Here is a 17393-nt window from a genome sequence, read left to right on the forward strand (position 1 = left end):
GAGGAGACATATGAAGAAAAACATTCTTCTGATTGGGATCATCGTTATGCTGGTACTGATATTAGCTAAAGGGGTCAGAATTCAGTCAGTGGAAGAATATTATCTGACTCATACAGAAGACATCACGGAGGATTCGGAGACAGTCACGGTCAGTATCCGCTGCGATACTCTTTTAAAAGAGGAAAACTGGAAGAAGCTGGACAAGCAGCTGCGCAGTGATAAATATGTCCCCTCAGACGGAATGATACTGGGAGAAACGGCCTGCGCTCTCAGGAAAGGAGACACGGCTTTTGATCTGCTGAAGAGGGTGTGCAGGTATCATGAAATCCAGATGGAATACCAGGGTCCGGATACCAATGTTTACAGTACAGTATTTATTAAAGGGATTAATTATTTATATGATTTTTCCTGCGGAGAGCTGTCCGGATGGATGTACAAGGTTAATGGAGAATTTCCGGGAAAGGGCTGCAGCAGCTATAAGCTTCATGACGGAGACCGGGTAGAGTGGGTATACACCTGTGATTTGGGCAAGGATGTCGGAGACCAGTATCTGAAGGGAAAGAACCAAAAAGAAAATAAAGAAGAAGTGGAAAAAGACAGAAAGACTGAAGCGGGAGGTAAAGAGTCATGAATGGATTCGGAAGTTATCATCCGGCGGTATTGTTTTCCTATTATGTATTGGTAGTTTGCTTTTCTATGATCAGCATGCACCCGGTCATCATCGGCGCATCCGTTATAGGGGGCCTTCTGTTGTTCTGGGCTCAGAATACAGTTCGTAAACTATTAAAGGAACTGGGCTTTTTCTTTGTTCTTTTTCTTCTGATGGCTTTTGCCAATCCGCTGCTGGTTCACAACGGGGAGACGGTTCTCTTTTTCATGAACGACAATCCGGTTACGCTGGAAGCGATGATTTACGGCGGCATGTCTTCGTTGATGATTGTGGGGATTCTGTTATGGTGCCGCTGCTACAGCGCGGTCCTGACGACCGATAAATTCCTGTATTTGTTTGGTAAACTGATTCCAAAGCTGGGGCTGATATTATCCATGGCATTTCGGTTTATACCGTTATTTAAGCTGCAGATAAAGAAAATTAATCAGTCCCAGAAGACGATGGGGCTGTATGCATCCGATAGTATTTCAGATAAAATCGGGGGAGGAATAAGGGTATTTGACAGTCTTGTTTCCTGGTCTATGGAAAATTCCATCGATACGGCGGACGCAATGAAAGCCAGAGGCTATGGGCTGCGGGGAAGAACAAATTTTACATTGTTTCGTTTTCATAAAAGGGATGGGATACTTCTGAGTGTTCTGTGCGCTCTGGCGTGTGATCTCTTTATCTGTTTTGGACTGGGAGTTTTTGATTATTATTATTATCCGCTGGCAGCGGATATTAATTGGAATGTGTTATCTGTTTTCCAATATTTATCGGTACTAGTATTCATGTGTATTCCGGGCATTTTAGAAATTCGTGAACGGATAACCTGGAACTATTTGAAATCGAAAATCTGATTTTTCAGAGGAGCAGGATTTACCGGCTGCAGAAGTGAAGAAAACAAAGGAGAAGGTATCATGGAGTTACTAAAAGTCGAAGATCTGACATTTACATATCCACGGCAGAAAAGGGACAGTCAGGAAAGCCATCCGGCTCTTGAAGGGGTTACCTTCCGGATTCAGGAGGGAGAATTTATTGTGGTGTGCGGAGAATCAGGCTGCGGCAAAACGACGCTTCTAAAGCTTCTGAAGCGGGAACTGGCACCTGCCGGAGAGAAGTCCGGGAACATATGGTTTCGTGGAGTAGAGCAGAAGGCTTTGACGGAACGGGAGGCGGCCTGTGAGATTGGCTACGTCCTTCAAAATCCGGAAAATCAGACAGTGACGGATAAGGTTTGGCATGAACTGGCTTTTGGGCTGGAAAACATGGGGATGCCGAGACCGGCCATCCGCAGGAGGGTAGCGGAGATGGCCTGCTTCTTCGGCATCGATGACTGGTTCAGGAAGAAGACCACTGAGTTGTCTGGCGGCCAAAAGCAGCTGTTAAACCTGGCTTCCATCATGGCTATGCAGCCCCGGCTGCTGATCCTGGATGAGCCGACCAGCCAGCTGGATCCAATCGCGGCTTCTGATTTCATCAATACGCTTGTGAAAATCAATAAGGAGCTGGGATTGACGATTCTGATGACGGAACACCGGCTGGAAGAAGTATTCCCGGCAGCTGACCGTGTGTTTATCATGGATCAGGGCAAAATGCTTCTGATGGAGCCGCCCAGAGAGGCGGGGCGCGATTTAAAACAGCTGAAGGCAGATCACAAAATGCTTCTGGGCCTGCCCAGCGCCCTGCGCATTTATCACGGCCTGGATGCGGAGGATGCGGAATGTCCGCTGACTGTGCGGGACGGCAGAAATTTTCTCGCAGAAAATTATAAAAACCAGGTGCGAAGCCTGATGCGGCCGGCAGCGCCGGATGCAAAAGAAAGACCTGTGGCCATGCGTATGAAAGATATCTGCTTCCGGTATGAGAAGGAGCTTCCGGACGTGCTGGAAGCAGTAGCCCTGACCGTCTATGAAGGGGAAATCGTGAGCCTCCTGGGAGGCAACGGGGCGGGCAAAACGACGCTGCTGAATGTGATTTCAGGGACAATTAAGCCATACCGGGGGAAAATAGAAATCTTTGGAAAGAGGCTTCAGAAATATTCAGGAAAAGAGCTGTATGTGGGCAAGCTGGCATCACTGCCTCAAAACCCCCAGACAGTGTTTATTAAGATGTCTGTACGGGAGGATTATGAGGAAATCAGAAAAGTGATTGGCTGCGGAGAAGATGAAATGGGGCGGAAAATCAGTGAAACGGCAGAGCTTCTGGGGATCAGCCATCTGCTGGACCGCCATCCATACGATCTCAGCGGGGGAGAGCAGCAAAAGGCGGCCATTGGGAAGATTTTGCTGCTGCGGCCGCGTCTGCTTCTGCTGGACGAGCCGACGAAAGGAATTGACGCATGGTCCAAGCAGCAGCTGCAGCTGTTGTTGAAGAGCCTGAAAGAACAGGGAATCTCAATCTTAATGGTAACGCACGATGTGGAATTTGCCGCAGGTGTTTCTGACCGCTGCGGCCTGTTCTTTGACCATGCGGTTGTGTCATTGGATACTCCGGAGGAGTTTTTCTGTAATAATAATTATTATACGACAGCGGCAAACCGCATATCCAGACAGCAATATGACAACGCAGTCACCTGCGAAGAGGTAATCGCCCTGTGCAGGGAAAACGGGAGAAAGGCATCGGATCACAGACAAGGAGGTGCGGCATGAGAAAGAGTGATACAGCGGCAGGGGAATTCAGACGGCCGGCCGGAGAAGTTCTGGAAAATACGGCTCCTTACAGCATCCGGAGATTTGTGGGCTGGGGGTGCCTGATTGCCGGCGCCGTCCTGCTGATCGTCCTGGGCGTCCGGCTGATGGCAGACCGCAGATATAATCTGGTGTCGGTGTTGATCGCTCTCCTTTCCTGTGTCCCTTTCTATTTCGCCTATGAAAAGAGAGAGGGGAGTATTCGCCGCATGGTCATGATTGCGGTTATGACGGCGATTTCCGTGCTGGGCAGGTTGATTTTCGGGCCAATACCGGCATTTAAGCCGATGGCGGCGGTCACGATCCTGTCAGGCATCTATATGGGGCCGGAGTCGGGGTTCCTGGTCGGTTCCCTGTCGGCGGTGGTGTCCAATATATTTTTCGGACAGGGCCCCTGGACCCCGTTCCAGATGCTGACCCTGGGGATGACAGGCTTATTGTCAGGCCTTCCCCTGTTCCGGGTGCTGCTCAGAAAACGCCTGCCGCTGGCTATCTGGGGAATGGCGATGGGAATCATGTATTCCGGAATTATGGATATCTGGACGGTGCTGAGCCTGATTGATTCTTTTAGCTGGAAACGGTATCTGCTGGCGCTGAGTACAGCGGTTCCGTATACCGTCACTTATATGGTGTCAAATGTAGTGTTTTTGATGCTGACAATAAAACCGATCGGTGAGAAATTGAACCGGATACAGATAAAACACGGGATATTCTGAAAACACTTATAAAACCAAATTACCTCTTGACATTCTGCAGCCAGGCCGATATACTGCATCTTAGAGAAAGGCAATGAAGGGAACCAGTAACAGAAGGAAAGCAGACAGAGAGCAGCCGGAAGCTGAGAGGCGCGTGCGGAACTTTTGCGAATACATCCCCAAGCCCCGCACCGAACGGAGTACAAGTAGGCTGCGGCGTGTTGACGGACGTTATCAGCGTCAGGGTATGACAGTACCCGCTGAGGCAGCCGGCTGTGAAGCGGCTGTGAATTTAGGTGGTAACACGGAAGTAGAGCTTTCGTCCTATGTTTTGGGATGAGGGCTTTTTATTATGCATTAAGAAGCGCCTCACTCCTATTTTAAATACGAAAATCAGGAGGAATGAAACAATGAAAATCTATGATGAACTGGTTGCCCGGGGCCTGATTGCCCAGGTGACAGATGAAAAGGAAATCCGTGAGCTGGTTGACAATGGTAAAGCTGTCTTTTATATCGGATTTGATCCTACGGCAGACAGCCTTCATGTGGGGCATTTTATGGCCCTCTGCCTGATGAAACGCCTTCAGATGGCCGGCAACCGGCCTATCGCACTTCTGGGCGGAGGAACCGGCATGATCGGGGACCCTTCTGGGAGATCTGATATGAGGCAGATGATGACGCCGGAGACCATCCAGCATAACTGTGACTGTTTTAAGCGGCAGATGAGCCGTTTTATTGACTTTTCTGATGATAAAGCGCTGATGGTGAATAATGCGGAATGGCTGATGGATCTGAATTATATTGAATTTATCCGTGAGATCGGCCCTCATTTCTCAGTAAACCAGATGCTGAGGGCTGAGTGCTACAAGCAGAGAATGGAAAAAGGGCTGAGTTTTCTGGAGTTTAACTACATGCTGATGCAGAGCTATGATTTCTATGAGCTGTTCCAGCGCTACAACTGCAACATGCAGTTCGGCGGCGACGATCAGTGGAGCAATATGCTGGGCGGGACCGATCTGATCCGGAGAAAGCTGCATAAAGACGCCTATGCAATGACGATTAACCTGCTGCTGAATTCTGAGGGCAAAAAAATGGGCAAGACCCAGTCAGGCGCGGTCTGGCTGGATCCTGACAAGACGACTCCTTTTGAATTTTATCAATACTGGCGGAATATCGGGGATGCGGATGTCCTCAAATGCCTGAGGATGCTGACCTTCCTTCCCATTGAACAGATCGATGAGATGGATCAGTGGGAAGGCAGCCAGCTGAACCAGGCGAAGGAGATCCTGGCTTACGAGCTGACTGGGCTGGTTCACGGAGAAGAGGAGGCCAAGAAAGCGGAGGCAGGCGCAAAGGCTCTCTTTACCGGGGGCGGTGACGCCGCTCATATGCCAACCACAGAGCTGGCAGAAGAAGACTTTGAAGAAGGGGCAATTGATTTAATCACACTGCTGGTGAAGGCCGAGCTGGCCGGCACCCGCTCAGAGGCGAGAAGGTCGATAGAACAGGGCGGTGTTTCCATTGATGGAGAAAAGATCGGCGATATCCGGTATCAGGTAAAGAAAGAATCCATCGGTACAGACGGAATCCTGCTGAAACGGGGTAAAAAGAACTTTAAAAAGATTTGCGTCCAATAGCCAGTTGTGCTATCATACTTTGTGGAACAGCGTAGCTGCTCCCCCGCCCCGACAGGGGTATGAGTTACGGGATGCTCTGGAGTATACGTTGTGGAACAGCGTGAGCTGTTTCTACATGCCCGGAAGCAATCTGCTTATTCATGTAAGTGTATCAGAATTAAAAATATAGTAACTGTTTTTGGAGGAAATGTCATGAAAAAATATGGCGTAAATGAATTGCGGAAAATGTTCCTGGAATTCTTTGAGAGTAAGGGGCATCTGGCGCTGAAAAGCTTTTCCCTGGTTCCGCAGAATGATAAAAGCCTGCTGCTGATTAATTCCGGCATGGCGCCGTTAAAACCCTATTTCACCGGAGCTGAGATACCGCCCCGGAAGAGGGTGACTACCTGCCAGAAGTGTATTCGCACGGGTGATATTGAAAATGTCGGGAAGACGGCCCGCCACGGCACCTTTTTCGAGATGCTGGGTAACTTTTCTTTCGGGGACTATTTTAAGCAGGATGCGATCCGCTGGTCCTGGGAGTTCCTGACAGAGGTAGTGGGCCTTGACCCGGAACGTCTGTATCCGTCCGTCTATCTGGAGGACGATGAAGCCTTTAAGATCTGGAAGGACGAGATCGGCATAGCACCGGAACGGATCTTTAAATTCGGCAAGGATGATAACTTCTGGGAGCATGGAAGCGGCCCCTGCGGCCCCTGTTCGGAGATCTATTATGACAGAGGGGAAAAGTATGGCTGCGGACAGCCGGGATGCACCGTAGGCTGTGAATGCGACCGCTATATGGAAGTCTGGAATAATGTATTCACGCAGTTTGACAATGACGGAGAAGGCCATTATACGGAGCTGGACCAGAAGAATATTGACACAGGAATGGGACTGGAACGTCTGGCCGTCGTCGTGCAGGACGTAGATTCTATATTTGACGTGGACACGATTCAGGCGCTGAGAAACCGTGTCTGTGAGATTGCCGGCCGGGAATACCACCAGAACCATGAAACCGACGTCTCCATACGGCTGATTACCGACCATATACGTTCCGCAACCTTCATGATCTCAGACGGGATCATGCCTACCAACGAAGGCAGGGGCTATGTGCTTCGCCGTCTGATCCGCCGTGCTGCCAGACATGGAAGGCTGCTGGGCATCAGCCATCTGTTCCTTGCAGAATTGGCTGGAGCGGTTATTGAGGGAAGCAAAGACGGTTATCCTGAGCTGGAGGATAAAAAAGATTTTATCTTTAATGTACTCAATAATGAGGAAAGCCAGTTTAACAAAACCATTGACCAGGGACTTCGGATTCTCGGTGATATGGAGCAGAAGATGAATGAAAAGGGTGAGAAACAGCTGTCCGGTGAACATGCGTTTAAGCTCTATGACACTTATGGCTTCCCAGTGGATCTGACGAAGGAGATCCTGGAGGAAAAGGGCTATGAGATTGATGAGGCCGGTTTCAAAGCATGCATGAAGGAGCAGCAGGAGCGGGCCCGAAAAGCCAGGGAGACAACGAACTATATGGGCGCGGACGCCACGGTCTATGACGAAATAGATCCTTCCGTGACGACGGATTTCGTGGGATATGACTGTCTGGAGGCCGAATCACAGATCACCGTCCTCACCAGCGAGACAGAGCTTAGGGACTCCCTGATGGAGGGTGAAAGAGGAACGGTAATTGTCGGGCAGACGCCTTTTTACGCTACCATGGGCGGCCAGCAGGGAGACTGCGGGCGGATTGAGACAGCTAACGGTGTGTTTGAAGTGGAGGATACCATAAAGCTCCGGGGCGGAAAATACGGCCATGTGGGAACGATGAAGTCTGGTATGATATCCAAAGGTGAGAAGGCTGTGCTGAAAGTAGACCAGCCGTCCAGAAAGAATACAGAGAAGAACCACAGTGCCACACACCTGCTTCAGAAGGCGCTTAAGACCGTTCTGGGAGCTCATGTAGAGCAGAAGGGGTCACTGGTGGCGCCGAACAGGCTCCGCTTTGATTTCGCACACTTCCAGGCGATGACGAAGGAAGAACTGCAGGCGGTTGAGGACCTGGTGAATCGGGAAATTGCCGCACAGCTTCCGGTCCATACGGATATCATGTCTCTGGATGAAGCGAAGCAGACAGGCGCAATGGCGCTTTTTGGAGAAAAATATGGTGATGAAGTCCGCGTGGTTTCCATGGGCGACTTTTCAAAAGAACTGTGCGGAGGAACTCATGTACACAACACCGGTGATGTGATGCTGTTTAAGATTATTTCAGAATCCGGGACAGCTGCCGGAGTACGAAGGATCGAAGCTCTCACAGGCCAGGGCGTCATCGATTATTATAAGAGAGAAGAAGAGCAGCTTCATGAGGCAGCCAGGGCGCTGAAAGCCTCTCCGGAAGACCTGCTGGATAAAATCGGACATCTTCAGGCCGAACTGAAGGCACTCCACAGTGAAAATGAATCTCTGAAGAGCAAAATGGCTTCAGAATCGCTGGGAGATGTGATGGACCAGGTGACAGATATAAAGGGCATTAAGCTGCTGGCCGCCTCGGTTCCGGATGTGGATATGAACGGCCTCCGTGATCTGGGAGATCAGCTGAAGGAAAAGCTGGGACAGGGTGTAATCGTTCTGTTATCCGCCAAAGACGGAAAGGTGAATCTGGTGGCAATGGTCACAGAAGAAGCTCAGAAAGCGGGAGCACATGCAGGAAATCTTGTGAAAGCGGCAGCCTCAGTTGTGGGCGGCGGCGGCGGCGGGCGTCCGGGCATGGCCCAGGCCGGAGGCAAGAATCCCGACAAGATCCCGGAAGCGGTGAAGAAGATCCCGGAGATACTCTCTGCACAGATCCAGTAATGTAAAAAAAATGTGCAAAATCAGTTGACGTATCGGAAAAATCTGCTATAATCATAGTAGTGCAAAAAAATACCCAAACAGTTGTATTTAAGCACAATCTACAACTGGAGGGAGGTTAGGTGTGAGAAGATGTCAAATGTAATCGTAAAAGAGAACGAGACGTTGGATAGCGCTTTACGCAGATTCAAACGCAGCTGTGCAAAGGCCGGTATTCAGCAGGAGATCCGTAAAAGAGAGCATTACGAGAAACCAAGTGTTCGTCGTAAGAAAAAATCTGAAGCGGCTAGAAAGCGTAAATATAATTAAGTGCACGTAAAAAGCCTTGACACCAGTCAGGGCTTTTTTGTATAATGAATAACTCTGATAGTCAATATTGTGAGTAGGGAGTAATTACAGATGGGAATGCTCAAGAAAATACTAAAGTTCTTTTCTAACCGAATTACCGTGACTGTTTTTGCGATGGCGCTCCAGTTTGCATGGTATTTTTTCCTGGTTCTGTTCATTACCAGTAGCAATGTTTTTTTTAATGTTGCCATGTGGGTGATCGCTTTTGCCACGGTTCTCTGGCTGATTAACCAGAGGATCAATCCGGGTTATAAGCTGATCTGGACAATCCTGATCCTGGCCATGCCGATTGTTGGCCTGATCTTTTATTTTGTCATGGGCAAGTCCAGAGTGGCAAGGAAATTCCAGAAGGAACTGAAGAAAGTAAAGCAGGAAAACGGGGAATTGCTGCGCGAAGACCCTGAGGTGCGGGAAAAGCTCCGGGAGCTGGATCTGGGCATAGCCAACCAGTCATGGTATCTGACCAATACGGTGCATATGCCCTGTTACCAGAATACTGTGACGGAGTATTTTGCCGTAGGCGAAGACTGGTTCGCAAAATATGTGGAAGAACTGAAGAAGGCAGAGCATTATATCTTTATGGAGTATTTCATTGTGGCGGAAGGCTATATGTGGGATACGGTCCTGGACATTCTGAAGGAGAAGGTAAAGCAGGGTGTGGACGTCCGTCTGATCTATGACGGCGTAGGCTGTCTGACCACGCTTCCCTCCAAATATTACAGAGAGCTTCAGGCTTATGGCATTAAATGCGCCGCTTTTAACCCCTTCCGCCCGTTTTTAAATATTATTCTGAATAACCGGGATCACCGGAAAATCACTGTCATTGATGGGCACACGGCTTTTAACGGGGGAATCAACCTGGCAGATGAATATATCAACCAGAGATCCCGGTTCGGCCACTGGAAAGATTCAGGCATCTATATCCATGGAGAGGCCGTCTGGAATATGACCGCTATGTTCCTGGAAATGTGGTCGGTTATGCTGCAGACTCCCTGCGACTTTGAAAAATACCGTCCCCGCCAATATTACGAAGAAACCTTCAAAAGCGACGGCTTTGTCCAGCCCTACGGTGATTCGCCCCTGGATGACGAGACAGTGGGTGAAAACGTATACAGGAACATGATCAGTAATGCAAAGAGGTATGTATATATCTTTACTCCCTATCTGGTGCTGGATAACGAAATGATGACGGAGCTGTGCAACGCTGCCAAAAAGGGCGTGGACGTGAGAATTGTAACGCCTGGCATACCTGATAAAAAAATGGTTTTTCTTCTGACACAGTCCTATTATCAGCAGCTTCTGGAATCGGGAGTCAGAATCTATGAATATACGCCAGGTTTCATCCACTCTAAAAGCTTCGTCTGTGATGACGAGGCGGCGGTGGTAAGCACGATCAACCTGGACTACAGGAGCCTGTACCTCCACTTTGAATGCGGCACCTGGCTCTATCAGACGGAATCGGTAATGGAAGTAAAAAAAGACGCGTTGGATACGTTCGAGATCTCCAGAGAGATCGATCTGGATTTCTGCAAGAACAGGCATATTTTTGTACGGGCCTTCCAGAGTGTCCTGAGAGCGATCGCGCCGATTTTATGATCCGGACCGGAATATAAGTACGTGAAAGAAAAGCAGCGGGAGCCGGACAGACATTCCGATCCTCCTGGCAGATTTGGCTTCGGGATGAAGCCGCCTGCCAGTAGGACGGGAGCAGTCTGTCCGGCTCCCGCTGCTCTATTGATTTAAAAAGCCCTGCGGGTATACCTTGTGGAACAGCGAGAGCTGTTCTCCCGCCCCGTGAGGGGCATGAATTACGGGATACCCTGCGGGTATGGTTTCTGGAATATTTCGGTGCATATCATGTTGGATGGGCTCATAGATTGTGATAGAATGATGAAAATGGAGCGTCTATGAAAAAAGTTCTTTGCAGCTTATTGTCCTTTCTTTTGATTTTTCTGATGATGACGCCGGCAGAGGTGCGAGCTGAACTGGAGATTTCAGCCCCGAGTGTCCTGCTGCTGGAAGAGAGCACCGGCCAGGTTTTGTATGAGAAAAATGCAGACGAGCAGCGCAGCCCCGCCAGCATTACGAAAATCATGACTCTGATCCTGATTTTCGATGAACTGGAAAAAGGTACGATCAGCCTGACGGATGAAGTGGTTACGAGCGCCCATGCCAAGAGCATGGGAGGTTCCCAGGTTTTTCTGGAGGAGGGAGAAAAACAGACGGTTGAGACACTGATCAAGTGTATTGTGGTGGCGTCGGGGAATGATGCGTCAGTTGCCATGGCTGAATACATAGCTGGCAGTGAGAGCGATTTTGTAGCCCGGATGAATGCGCGGGCCGCGGAGCTGGGTATGACGGCGACTAAATTTGAGGATTGCTGCGGGCTGACAGATTCAGCCGGGCATTATACCACAGCCAGGGATGTGGCGCTGATGTCCCGGGAGCTGGTGACTCACTACCCTCAGATTCTTAACTATTCTTCCATCTGGATGGAGGATATCACCCATGTGACGGCCCAGGGGACGAAACCTTTTACGCTGTCTAATACGAATAAGCTGATCAGAAGCTATGAAGGCTGCGTTGGTCTGAAAACAGGCAGCACCAGCACGGCAAAATACTGTGTCAGCGCCGTGGCCCAGAGGAACGGAATCACCCTGATCGCAGTGGTCATGGGGGCGCCGGATCACAAGGTGCGGTTTACGGATGCGTCAGTCCTGCTGAATTACGGGTTTGGCAGCTGCACCCTCTATGAGGATGAAAACCAGGAGGAATTCAATCCGGTTCCCGTGGAAAATTCGATTACAAAAGAGGTGAAGGTTGCCTATGCAGAGAAATTCCGATATCTGGAGACCGAAGGAAGGGACCTTTCACAGATCCAGAAGACGGTAGAACTCCCTGAGAAGGTTACCGCGCCGGTTAAAAAGGGAGAGACGGCCGGCCGGGCTGTCTATACGCTGGATGGGCAGGAAATCGGCAGTGTGGCGATTCTGTATCAGAAGGATGTGGAGGCCGCGGAATATGTTGATTATGTGAAGCTGCTTTGGAAGCAATACCTGCGCTTTGGAAATAAAGATTCTCAGGATGAGGTTCCGGCGGAAGGTTAACTTCCGATTAACCTTCGCCGGGGATAATTAACTATCCGGTTGTTGCGTCTGCATGAAAAATATAGTATACTTCAGAGTATGAAAAAATTTGCCGTACAACAATATGAGCTGAATAAACGTAAAAGCGGGCTGGGGAGGGGTACTCTGCGGTTCGCTTTTCTTACCGATCTTCATAATGTGACGGTCGGTCCGGATAACCGGGACCTGCTGGCTGCTGTCGGAGAAGCGAAGCCTGACGCTGTACTCTGCGGAGGCGATATGATCGTCGGGAAACCCGGAAGCCCGGTGGAGCCGGCAAGAACCCTGATGCTTCAGCTTGCGGAGCGGTATCCCGTATATTGTGCGACAGGGAACCATGAATACCGAACCAAAATATATCCGGAGACCTACCCCGGCATGTATGAAGCCTATCAAAAGCCCCTGCAGAAGGCGGGAGTTATATTTTTAGAAAATAAAAAGGCCGTTTTCAAAAAGGAGGACCTGACAGCGGTGATCTACGGCTACGATATGGAGCGCCGTTATTATGACCGCTTTAGGCGGAGAAAGCTTCCGGTGGAAGCGGTTAATCAGGCGCTGGGCCGCCCGGACCCGGAGAATGTGACAATGCTGCTGGCCCACAATCCGGCGCAGATGGACACATATTTCCGCTGGGGGGCGGATGTGACTCTTTGCGGCCATTATCATGGAGGTGTCGTGCGCCTGGGAGAACACCGCGGTCTGGTCAGTCCGGATTTCCGCCTGTTTCCCGGGGATGTCCACGGCTTGTTCAGACGCGGCGGGAAGTCAGTGATTGTCAGCGCGGGGCTGGGGGAGCATACGCTGCCTCTGAGAATCTGCAACCCCAGAGAACTGGTGGTGCTGGACATAAAAGTATCGTGAAGGGAGAGGCTATGGCGATTCCTGTAAAGCTTCCGGTGTTCGAAGGTCCCCTGGATCTCCTTCTGCACCTGATCGACAAGAATAAGATAGATATTTATGATATCCCGATTGCGGAAATTACAGACCAGTATCTGGATTATATCAGGCAGATGGATCATGAGGATATGAACGTGACCAGTGAGTTCATGGTGATGGCTGCGACGCTGATTGACATCAAATGCCGGATGCTGCTGCCCCGTGAGATGAATGAAGAGGGAGAAGAGGAAGATCCCCGGGAGGAGCTGGTCATGCAGCTTCTGGAATATAAGAAATATAAATATATGTCCTATGAGCTAAGGGAACGGATGACAGAAGCCGGGAACACTGTCTGCCGGAAGCAGAGCCTTCCCAAAAGTGTGCTGGCCTACAGGCCTCCGGTGGATATGCAGGAGCTGCTGGCGGATATGTCCCTGGATAAGCTTCATGAGATCTTTCGGTCGGTGCTGCGCCGCCAGGAGGATAAGATCGATCCGATCCGGAGCAAATTCGGGCACATCGAGAAAGAGGAGGTGTCTCTTCCGGAGAAGATGACATATGTGGAGAGCTATGCGGTGAAGGAAAGACAGTTTTCTTTCCGCGCGCTGCTGGAGGGGCAGCCCAGCAAGACCCAGATCGTCGTGACATTTCTGGCGGTTCTGGAGCTGATGAAGACGGGGAAGATCCGGATCCAGCAGGAAGAGATTTTTGGGGATATACTGATTGAATCCATGGAAGATGAGGATACAATCGTAATACCATATACTTCAGTAGAGGAATGAGGAGCGTGACGCAGATGGAGCAAGCGGAAAAAACTCCGGAAGCTGCTATAGAGGCAATTTTATTTTCCATGGGAGAATCTGTGGAGGTAACAAAGATCGCCGCAGCCATCGGAAAAGAGCCGGAGGAAACCAGAGAGATATTGGAACGGATGAAGGAGCGGTATGACAGGGAAGACAGGGGAATTAAGCTGATTGAACTGGAGGGAGCGTTTCAGCTCTGTACAAAACAGGAGTATTATGACTGCCTGATCACCATAGCCCAGCAGCCTAAGAAAGCAGTACTGACAGACGTCATGCTGGAGACTTTGTCGATCATCGCATATAAGCAGCCGGTTACAAAGGCGGAGATTGAGAAAATCAGGGGCGTGAAGTGTGACCACGCGGTCAACCGGCTGGTAGAATATGATCTGGTACAGGAGCTGGGGCGGCTGGACGCCCCCGGACGGCCGATTTTATTCGGGACAACTGAGGAATTCCTGCGCAATTTCGGAATCGATTCCACCGAGCATCTGCCGGAGATCAATCCGGTACAGCTGGAGGATTTCAAGGCAGAAGCCGAGGCAGAGGTAAAAATAGGTATTTAATAAAGGAGAAGACAATGATTAATTTAAGGCACGTGAGCAAAAGGTATGGCAACAGCGGGAAGATGGCTGTTGAAGACCTGAACTGGGATGTGGAGGACGGTAAAATTACAGGTTTTATCGGGCCGAACGGGGCAGGGAAGACAACAACGCTGAAGATGATTACAGGAATCCTTTCACCGACAGAGGGAGAGATCCTGATCAACGGCAAAGACATTGTAAAAGAGCCTTTGGAAGCAAAAAGGCAGTTCGGCTTCGTGGCGGACAGCCCGGATTCATTTCTGAGGATCAAGGGAATCGAATATTTGAATTTTGTGGCTGATATCTACGGCGTCACTACGGAAGCCCGGAAGGGATTCATAGAGAAAACCGCGGCACGATTTGAGATGGAGGACGCGCTGTCCAGCAGGATACAGAGTTATTCCCATGGGATGCGCCAGAAGATCATGGTCATGGGCGCCTTGATCCACAATCCCTCTGTGTGGATTCTGGACGAGCCTCTGACCGGCCTGGACCCGAAATCAGCATTTGAATTGAAAGAAATGATGCGGGAGCATGCGGCAGCGGGTAATTCGGTACTGTTTTCTACACATGTGCTGGAGGTGGCGGAGAAACTCTGCGACCGGATCGGCATTATCAATCACGGCAGACAGGTGTACCTGGGCACACTGGAAGCTCTGAAAGAAAAATATCCGAATGAAACGCTGGAAAATATTTTCCTGGAGATTACAGAACATGCGTAATCTGTGGCTGCTGACCCGGTTTCTTCTGAAAAATGGCCTGGGAAACAATCAGAAGAAAAACGGTAAAAAGAAATTTGGCAACAGGACTTCTATGTATTTGATTTTGGCAGTCTGCTTTCTGCCTCTGGCGGGGATGCTGTTCACGTTGGGAAAAGAAATGTACCACATGTTTGCTCCCCTTGGACAGGGGACGGCGGTCGTGGACTTGGTCTGCATTGCAGGAGCCTGTGTGTTCTTCCTGTTCGGGATCGCTACGATCCTGAGCGTGTTCTATATGTCGACGGATGTGCCGCTGCTGCTGCCGTTTCCGTTGCGTCCAGCGGAAATTGTCGGGGCGAAATGGCTGGTTTGCCTGTTGAATGAATACTGGCTGGTGATCTTCTTTTTCTTACCGATTCTGGCCGGGTACGGAGTGTCTGGGCAGATGGGCCCTTCCTACTGGATTACCATGGTGTTAGGATGCATCGGCCTTCCAGCGGTCCCGCTGATTTATTCCGCGGTTTTATGCATGATCATCATGCGGATTTTTAAAAACATCAGGAATAAAGATATGCTGAGTTATCTGGGCTTTGGCATGGCTCTGGTGCTGGCCATCGGAATTCAATTTGTGGTCCGGGGAATGGAAGGGGTTCAGGCAGAATCTATGATTAATTTTCTGTCAGGCCAGCAGGGGCTGATTGATATTTTCCATGCGATCTTCCCCAACCTGGTTTTCCTGGCTAAGGGTGTCAGCCATGGATCGTTTATTTACATTCTTTTCTACTATGGGACGACGGTGCTGATCTTCGCGGTGTTCCTGCTGATTGCCCAGAAGCTGTATCTGCCCGCCGTGCTGGGCATGAGCGAGGCTACGGCTGAGAAGAGGAAGCTGACGGAGGCTGAAGTCAGGAGGGAAGTGCGGAGCACCAATCCGGTGAAAGCCTATGGAAGAATTGAGTGGAAGAAGCTTTACCGCACGCCCGTATATTTCATGAATTGTGTCCTCATGACTTTGATCTGGCCGGTGTTTTTCCTGGTGATCATCGCCGTCAGCGTGTTGGGAAGCTCCGGGACAGCCGCCTTTATGAATCTGTTCTCACAGATGACGGGGCGAGGGGAGCTGCCGCTGTTCACCCTGCTCCGGGGGGACGGGCCGGTAGCGGTGGCCGTCCTGATCGTGGGATGTGTGGCCGCCTTTATTTCTATGATGTGCCTCGTCTCATCCACGGCCATTTCCAGGCAGGGGGACAATTTTGGCTTCATGAAGATGATCCCCATGTCCTATGAGGATCAGATCAGAGGGCTTTTGTCCTGTGGCATTAAGATCGGGATTCTGGGAAGCTTACCCTATATACTGTTGATTAACTTAGGAGCGGTAATATTTGGGCTGCATCCGGTGACGCTTATTTACAGCTCAGCGATTACTGTCCTGTTTGTGATGGCGGTAAATTACCAGCAGCTCTATATGGACATCGCACATCCGAAGCTGGAATGGGAGACGGAGGCGGCGGCCGTAAAACAGAACTACCGCGCCATGTTCTCCATGCTCATCGACCTGGCGATAGGCGGCGCTTTGATCGGCCTGGGCGTACTGGGGTACCGGGTGCTTCATTTGAATATCCATTCCGTGACAATTGTAGTTATGGTGATTCTTGCAATTGTGACCTGGGTCATGAGAAATTTACTGTTTACTTCGGGGGCACGAATGCTGAGCGAATTGGAAGGCTGACCGGTTGATTTCTTTTGAATGATATGATATAATTCTCTTGTAGAATTTCTCTGCAGAAGCGATCATGCAAATCTCCATTGGACGAATCGAAGTCATATACGTGAAAAAAGTATAACATACCACCCGGAATACAGAAGGGTCAGGCTGGACGTCTATACGCGGGACGAACGCAATACCCGTTCGAGGTCCTGCCGTGAGGTGCCCTCTCTTGAATTAAAGGACGGCGGATGCTGCTTTTTTCTGAACGCGTATGGGAAGAATGACGGAGAGGTTCCGGAAGAATTGCGAAAATTCCTGCAATTCATAAAGGCGAATCTGGAAGAAAGGGAAAAAGATTTTGAGGACAGTTACGTGAAGCAGCTTCAGGATTCGAGATTAAAGATTAAGCAGGACAGAGAAGCGGAGGAACAGTATATGTCATTAGCATTAAACGCATTATTAATGGATGAACGGGATGAGGGAAAAGTAGAAGGAATAGCCGAGACAGTGCTTGAGTTTCTGAACGCTCTGGGTACGGTGACAGAACGCCAGCGGAGTGCCATTCGTTCCGAAAAGGATCTGAGTGTATTAAAACGATGGCTCAGGCTTGCCGCCCGGGCTGATTCCCTGGAACAGTACCTGCTGGATGCGGAATGGAAAAATTACTAATTACTAACATCTGACGGCAGGGAGATGTCTGTCATCCCCTGCCAGTCTCTTAAATCCATGATCTATGCCCATTCGGGCAACT

General features: G+C 49.9%; 15 protein-coding genes and 1 other annotated feature. All 15 genes read left to right on the forward strand.

The features are described 5' to 3' along the window. The first annotated feature begins 10 nt into the window (after positions 1 to 10). The 15 genes from H9Q79_RS04070 to H9Q79_RS04140 all read left to right on the forward strand — a co-directional run bounded on the left by H9Q79_RS04070 (position 11) and on the right by H9Q79_RS04140 (position 17311). Entirely contained in the window at positions 11 to 631 is a 621-nt protein-coding gene (locus tag H9Q79_RS04070; RefSeq protein WP_249329242.1) for a DUF4430 domain-containing protein, read from the forward strand. Next, the gene (locus H9Q79_RS04075) at positions 628 to 1509 is read left to right on the forward strand and encodes an energy-coupling factor transporter transmembrane component T (RefSeq protein ID WP_249329243.1); all 882 of its coding nucleotides are present in this window, start codon (positions 628 to 630) and stop codon (positions 1507 to 1509) included. Before H9Q79_RS04070 ends, H9Q79_RS04075 begins: the two co-directional genes overlap by 4 nt. A 60-nt stretch (positions 1510 to 1569) precedes the next feature. Beyond that, positions 1570 to 3300: an ABC transporter ATP-binding protein gene (locus H9Q79_RS04080; protein WP_249329244.1), complete on the forward strand. Its 1731-nt coding sequence runs from the start codon at positions 1570 to 1572 to the stop codon at positions 3298 to 3300. After that, complete coding sequence (locus H9Q79_RS04085) at positions 3297 to 4055, forward strand: ECF transporter S component (RefSeq protein ID WP_249329245.1); 759 nt, start codon at positions 3297 to 3299, stop codon at positions 4053 to 4055. The genes H9Q79_RS04080 and H9Q79_RS04085 overlap by 4 nt, the downstream gene beginning before the upstream one ends. A 64-nt stretch (positions 4056 to 4119) precedes the next feature. Continuing rightward, positions 4120 to 4364: a binding site (T-box leader), on the forward strand. An 80-nt stretch (positions 4365 to 4444) separates the two neighbouring features. Continuing rightward, a complete protein-coding gene (gene tyrS / locus H9Q79_RS04090) occupies positions 4445 to 5671 on the forward strand; it encodes a tyrosine--tRNA ligase (protein ID WP_118642696.1) in 1227 nt (408 codons plus the stop codon). A gap of 192 nt (positions 5672 to 5863) precedes the next feature. Continuing rightward, entirely contained in the window at positions 5864 to 8503 is a 2640-nt protein-coding gene (gene alaS / locus H9Q79_RS04095) for an alanine--tRNA ligase (RefSeq protein ID WP_118642698.1), read from the forward strand. Positions 8504 to 8632: 129 nt separating this feature from the next. Continuing rightward, complete coding sequence (gene rpsU, locus H9Q79_RS04100) at positions 8633 to 8809, forward strand: 30S ribosomal protein S21 (RefSeq protein ID WP_004222305.1); 177 nt, start codon at positions 8633 to 8635, stop codon at positions 8807 to 8809. Between the two features lie 90 nt (positions 8810 to 8899). After that, the gene (gene cls, locus H9Q79_RS04105) at positions 8900 to 10444 is read left to right on the forward strand and encodes a cardiolipin synthase (protein ID WP_249329246.1); all 1545 of its coding nucleotides are present in this window, start codon (positions 8900 to 8902) and stop codon (positions 10442 to 10444) included. Positions 10445 to 10755: 311 nt separating this feature from the next. Continuing rightward, positions 10756 to 11955 (forward strand): D-alanyl-D-alanine carboxypeptidase family protein, encoded by a 1200-nt coding sequence (locus H9Q79_RS04110; RefSeq protein WP_249329247.1) that lies wholly within the window; start codon positions 10756 to 10758, stop codon positions 11953 to 11955. 78 nt (positions 11956 to 12033) lie between these two features. Then, on the forward strand, positions 12034 to 12834 hold the full coding sequence (locus H9Q79_RS04115; RefSeq protein ID WP_118642702.1) for a metallophosphoesterase: 801 nt from the start codon (positions 12034 to 12036) through the stop codon (positions 12832 to 12834). An 11-nt stretch (positions 12835 to 12845) separates the two neighbouring features. Continuing rightward, positions 12846 to 13631, forward strand: a complete 786-nt coding sequence (locus H9Q79_RS04120; RefSeq protein ID WP_118642704.1) for a segregation and condensation protein A — start codon at positions 12846 to 12848, stop codon at positions 13629 to 13631. Between the two features lie 14 nt (positions 13632 to 13645). Continuing rightward, on the forward strand, positions 13646 to 14215 hold the full coding sequence (scpB, locus tag H9Q79_RS04125) for an SMC-Scp complex subunit ScpB (protein ID WP_118642824.1): 570 nt from the start codon (positions 13646 to 13648) through the stop codon (positions 14213 to 14215). Between the two features lie 14 nt (positions 14216 to 14229). Further along, the gene (locus tag H9Q79_RS04130; RefSeq protein WP_118642706.1) at positions 14230 to 14955 is read left to right on the forward strand and encodes an ABC transporter ATP-binding protein; all 726 of its coding nucleotides are present in this window, start codon (positions 14230 to 14232) and stop codon (positions 14953 to 14955) included. Further along, positions 14948 to 16663, forward strand: a complete 1716-nt coding sequence (locus H9Q79_RS04135; RefSeq protein WP_249329248.1) for a putative ABC transporter permease subunit — start codon at positions 14948 to 14950, stop codon at positions 16661 to 16663. Before H9Q79_RS04130 ends, H9Q79_RS04135 begins: the two co-directional genes overlap by 8 nt. Positions 16664 to 16861: 198 nt before the next feature. After that, positions 16862 to 17311 (forward strand): hypothetical protein, encoded by a 450-nt coding sequence (locus tag H9Q79_RS04140; protein ID WP_118642712.1) that lies wholly within the window; start codon positions 16862 to 16864, stop codon positions 17309 to 17311. Positions 17312 to 17393 lie beyond the last annotated feature (82 nt).

Origin of the sequence: Wansuia hejianensis (genome assembly GCF_014337215.1) — a bacterium.
Classification (GTDB): Bacteria; Bacillota; Clostridia; order Lachnospirales; family Lachnospiraceae; genus Scatomonas; species Scatomonas hejianensis.

Excerpts from the sequence above, each read along its gene's own strand:
- rpsU (WP_004222305.1), top strand. The coding sequence starts at position 8,633 with ATGTCAAATGTAATCGTAAAAGAGAACGAGACGTTGGATAGCGCTTTA.
- H9Q79_RS04130 (WP_118642706.1), top strand. The coding sequence starts at position 14,230 with ATGATTAATTTAAGGCACGTGAGCAAAAGGTATGGCAACAGCGGGAAG.
- H9Q79_RS04080 (WP_249329244.1), top strand. The coding sequence starts at position 1,570 with ATGGAGTTACTAAAAGTCGAAGATCTGACATTTACATATCCACGGCAG.
- scpB (WP_118642824.1), top strand. The coding sequence starts at position 13,646 with ATGGAGCAAGCGGAAAAAACTCCGGAAGCTGCTATAGAGGCAATTTTA.
- alaS (WP_118642698.1), top strand. The coding sequence starts at position 5,864 with ATGAAAAAATATGGCGTAAATGAATTGCGGAAAATGTTCCTGGAATTC.
- H9Q79_RS04075 (WP_249329243.1), top strand. The coding sequence starts at position 628 with ATGAATGGATTCGGAAGTTATCATCCGGCGGTATTGTTTTCCTATTAT.
- H9Q79_RS04085 (WP_249329245.1), top strand. The coding sequence starts at position 3,297 with ATGAGAAAGAGTGATACAGCGGCAGGGGAATTCAGACGGCCGGCCGGA.
- H9Q79_RS04070 (WP_249329242.1), top strand. The coding sequence starts at position 11 with ATGAAGAAAAACATTCTTCTGATTGGGATCATCGTTATGCTGGTACTG.
- H9Q79_RS04110 (WP_249329247.1), top strand. The coding sequence starts at position 10,756 with ATGAAAAAAGTTCTTTGCAGCTTATTGTCCTTTCTTTTGATTTTTCTG.
- H9Q79_RS04135 (WP_249329248.1), top strand. The coding sequence starts at position 14,948 with ATGCGTAATCTGTGGCTGCTGACCCGGTTTCTTCTGAAAAATGGCCTG.
- H9Q79_RS04120 (WP_118642704.1), top strand. The coding sequence starts at position 12,846 with ATGGCGATTCCTGTAAAGCTTCCGGTGTTCGAAGGTCCCCTGGATCTC.
- H9Q79_RS04115 (WP_118642702.1), top strand. The coding sequence starts at position 12,034 with ATGAAAAAATTTGCCGTACAACAATATGAGCTGAATAAACGTAAAAGC.
- cls (WP_249329246.1), top strand. The coding sequence starts at position 8,900 with ATGGGAATGCTCAAGAAAATACTAAAGTTCTTTTCTAACCGAATTACC.
- tyrS (WP_118642696.1), top strand. The coding sequence starts at position 4,445 with ATGAAAATCTATGATGAACTGGTTGCCCGGGGCCTGATTGCCCAGGTG.